The organism is Candidatus Woesearchaeota archaeon (assembly GCA_003694805.1).
Lineage (GTDB): Archaea > Nanobdellota > Nanobdellia > Woesearchaeales > J110 > J110.
This window is the reverse complement of sequence record RFJU01000144.1, coordinates 1-3,778: the sequence shown is the minus strand read 5'-3', so window position 1 is coordinate 3,778 and position 3,778 is coordinate 1. Positions and strand designations below refer to the sequence as shown.

The following is a 3,778-nucleotide window of genomic DNA, read 5'->3' as shown; positions in this document are numbered from 1 at the left end:
GATGTACCGCATTCGCTCACTTGAAGAAACGTCCCTGAAATCACTTTGAATTCTCCCACCTCTCCTCCACTGAACGCAGCACTAAAATTCAAGCCCATCAGAGAGGTTAACAAGGGTTTGGAGATCCCTCCTTGCAAGCTCTATCAAAATGCTTCGCAAAAACGTCTCTTAATCGCGGAAGTTAAGAGCAGCCTCTTCTTAACCTCCACTATTGAACATCCTCAACCGTGAACAGAACGCGGGGCTGGCTTGCAAGCACAAAAAACCTCCCCGACAAGACTGGCACGCCCTTACCACGACGATCCCGCGGTTCAAGACAACCCAAAGGGCGCAGGAGATACGCTCTTCCCTTCCACTCACAACCACCCCACTACGCACGCCTCCTCACTGTTCCTGGACCCTTCCCAATCAAAGCGGGACTCCACAACGCTCACAATGCCGCGAGCCAGACTCGTTCTCAAAATGACAAGAAGGACACACGTGCAAATCCTGCTGACGAACTAACGCGCGCGTCTCCCGCTCAAAGGAAAACCGCTTCTTCGGCCTTTTTTGCAAGAGCACCGCCGCCACGGCTCGAAAAACGCCAAGAGCCATGAATGCCACACCCGCGACGTTCAGCCAAGAACTGTCCAAGCCAGTCGTTCCCTCAAGGACGCCCGCAATCAGGGACGCAGCAGCACCAAGAAGGATGAACAACACTCCCGGAAATGCCATACCTCCTCACGCAGCCTCCATTCCGTTTTCTATCACCTTCACCTCGGCACCCTCCAGAGCGGATAACCACACATCCTGCAAAACCTGTTCGAGCGATGATTCGCTGTCCTGCACGCGGGGCAAAACACGTGCGATCCTCTGCGGACCAAGGCGGCGTGCTGCCGCTCTCCTCGCTCTTGAGGCCTCAGAATTTTTCTATCACCTGACAAGATAATCTTCAGCACTAACCGAAACGCGCCAATTCCGAGAAAAATCAGCCCTGCCACGAAGAAAACTCCGAGCTTAGCATTTCTCGTCTGCTCCAAGTACCAAGAAACGCCTGCCAACAGCGTCCCTGCAAGGATGAAGGAGAACCATGGAAGCTTAGCCATTGTTGCCATGCCTCTAGCACTCAGCCTATAAAAAAGTTGTTCTTTTTCTCATGGCTTCTCCGGCGAAGAAAAAAATAACGTGCTTCACAGCGCGCGCTTCAACCCCGCCCGTTCCCGTACGGCTTAGGGAAGAACGAAACCTTGCGCAACCGCCCGTTGACAATCTCAACAAGCGTGTTCACCCGCGAACCGAACCCGGCATTAATCACCGTGGTCTTCCCAACCTTCCTTCTCCCGAAGTGCTCGTGCATGTGACCCCCGACGCACAGCAAAGGGTTGAACTCGTCAAGAAGGTCGCGAGCCAGATTCGAGCCGTAATGAAACCCGAACCGAAGCGAGTGATCATCCAAAATCTTGTCCAAACCGCTCTTGAACGGGACGTTATGCGAGAGGAACAACACAGGCCTCTTCGCTCCGGAAAACAGCCGCCTATACTTCTCAAGCAAACGATGATACTTCTGTTCATTTCTCGCAAGCTCCTCCTTCGAAACGCCGTCGTACGACCTGAACCTGAGAAGCTCAGGCCCATTCACGTACCCATACCCGATCACATCAACACCGCCAAACGTCCTTCGCCTGCCGTGCATGTTAATGACGTTTCTTTTCTGCTTCACAAGCGCTGAGAAATGATCTTCGCGCAAATACGGCCATGAACTAGACGCCACCTTCGGCCAGTCCCAATTTCCTGGAACAAGAAAAACTGGCTTTCCGAAAGAATCCAAAACATTCAAAACCCGCTCGCCATCTTTGAGGGACTGCCGAACCAACGCCTTTGCTTTCCGCTTCCCCACGAAATCAAACCACTCCCGTCGAGTTTTTCGATTCTTCAAGTACTCCGCGTAGAATTTTTGATACGCAGCCCGAACACCCCTGTCCGAACACAGGTCGCCCGGAGCAATGATCGCGTCAAACTCTTTAAAGTGGATACGAGGAATTTGGCCGTGCAAGTCCCCAACTACTAAGAAACGAGTCATAACCTGCCCTTCTCACTCGTCATCGTCCAGTATCAATTCCTGCAAGCGAAAATTCTCAACACACTCCTCGCTGCAAAACACGAACATCGTCGCGTTCACTTCCCGCTCAATGAATACCTCTCCCGGCTCAAAGGGGATGTTACAGTTGCTGCACCGCTTCTTACTCGGCTCTACCCAATGCTTCTTCACAACAATATCCCCTTCAAAATACGTATCACGCATGTTTCTCAAGCACCTTCTTCCCATTCATGTACGGACGCAACGCTTCAGGAATAGTAACGCTACCATCCTCGTTTTGGAAATTCTCCAAGATTGCAACCATCACCCGAGACGTCGCCAGGGCTGTGTTGTTCAACGTGTGAACCGTCTCGCGCGTCCCGTCCTTGCGCAAAATCTTAATCCCCAAATCCTCAGCTTGATACGTTGTGCAATTCGAGAGCGACATCACCTCGCCAAAACCCTTCGTCGTCGGTCGCCACACTTCCACATCAAACGAGCGCGCCTTCCACACGGCCAAGTCACCAGTGCACATCTCAACAACACGGTAGGGAAGACCTAGCGCCTGCAAGATCTCTTCGCTATTCTGCAAGAGCTCATCGAAAAGCTGCCAACTCTGCTCCGGCGTGCAGAACACGAACTGCTCCACCTTATTAAACTGGTGCGTGCGCCACAACCCCTTCTCGTTAATACCGTGACTTCCAATCTCTTTCCGAAAGCACATGCTGTAGCCAAAATACTTGAGCGGAAGCCGCTCTTCCGGAAGCACCTGCCCTTCATGCAAACCCAAAATCGCGTGCTCCGCAGTCCCGATAAGACATAAATCCCCGTCATCCGTTGCATAAATAGATTGAGCAAACGCGTCTTCATCCCCAGCTGCGAGGATGATGTGACGGTGCAACATAAGAGGAGGCTCAATGTACAGGTACCCCTTCTTTTGCATAAAGGTAACGCCAAAGCGAATCAACGCCTGATTGAGCAGGGCCAAATCCCCCTTCAAGAAATAAAAGCCATTTCCCGACGTCCTTGCCGAGGCGTCGAAGTCAGCCCAGCCATTCATCTCGCACAGCTCCACATGGTTCCTCACGGGAAACGAAAACTCCCGATGCGCACCCCACCGCTTGAGCTCGACGTTGTCCTCGTCGCTTTTGCCATACGGCACCTTCTCGTGCATGACGTTGGGGATCTTGCGCAACGCTTCCACCACTGCCTCCCACGCTGCCCGCTCTTCCTCCTGCAATGCCTTGAGCTCTTTTGGAATCTGCTTGGCCCGCGCAAGAACGGCCGAAGCATCCTTCCCCGCCTTTTTAAGCGTATTAATCTCTTCAGAAACCTTGTTTCGCTCGTGGCGCAAGGCGTCAATTGCCTTCTTCTTTTCCCGCCACGCCTCGTCAAGACGCAAAACCTCGTCAACAATTGACGTATCCTCTTTTCGCCGCGCAATGGAATCCTTCACGACGTCGGCATGCTCCCGGACAAACTTGAGCGATAACATGATGGTGCAAAGGAGGAGGAAGAAACTCGAGGTTTTTAAAGCTTTGGCGTATCGTGCAATGAAGAAATGTTTATTCTCGACCGTTCAATCAACCAGCCGAGCGGAGAACGCCAAGTGATTAAAAAGCGGTTTTTCTTCAAATTCAAACAAGCAATAAGTCTTGAGGCGAATCGTTAATCTAGCTGACTAGTTAGGAATTATCTCCTCTGAAATGTGCAGTTCAAGCT

At 52.0% G+C, this 3,778-nt stretch carries 5 protein-coding genes; 1 reads left to right on the top strand and 4 read right to left on the bottom strand.

Annotated elements, in window-relative coordinates; all coding sequences use genetic code 11:
* The first annotated feature begins 227 nt into the window (after positions 1 to 227).
* On the top strand, positions 228 to 596 hold the full coding sequence (locus D6783_05445) for a hypothetical protein (protein ID RME52257.1): 369 nt from the start codon (positions 228 to 230) through the stop codon (positions 594 to 596).
* Between the two features lie 156 nt (positions 597 to 752).
* On the opposite strand, the gene D6783_05440 is transcribed toward D6783_05445, so the two are convergent.
* The 4 genes from D6783_05440 to D6783_05425 all read right to left on the bottom strand — a co-directional run bounded on the left by D6783_05440 (position 753) and on the right by D6783_05425 (position 3,611).
* Entirely contained in the window at positions 753 to 1,085 is a 333-nt protein-coding gene (locus D6783_05440) for a zinc ribbon domain-containing protein (protein ID RME52256.1), read from the bottom strand.
* A gap of 98 nt (positions 1,086 to 1,183) precedes the next feature.
* Positions 1,184 to 2,059 (bottom strand): hypothetical protein, encoded by an 876-nt coding sequence (locus D6783_05435; protein ID RME52255.1) that lies wholly within the window; start codon positions 2,057 to 2,059, stop codon positions 1,184 to 1,186.
* Positions 2,060 to 2,071: 12 nt separating this feature from the next.
* The gene (locus D6783_05430) at positions 2,072 to 2,305 is read right to left on the bottom strand and encodes a hypothetical protein (GenBank protein ID RME52254.1); all 234 of its coding nucleotides are present in this window, start codon (positions 2,303 to 2,305) and stop codon (positions 2,072 to 2,074) included.
* Entirely contained in the window at positions 2,274 to 3,611 is a 1,338-nt protein-coding gene (locus tag D6783_05425; protein RME52253.1) for a serine--tRNA ligase, read from the bottom strand. The genes D6783_05430 and D6783_05425 overlap by 32 nt, the downstream gene beginning before the upstream one ends.
* Between the last annotated feature and the right edge of the window lie 167 nt (positions 3,612 to 3,778).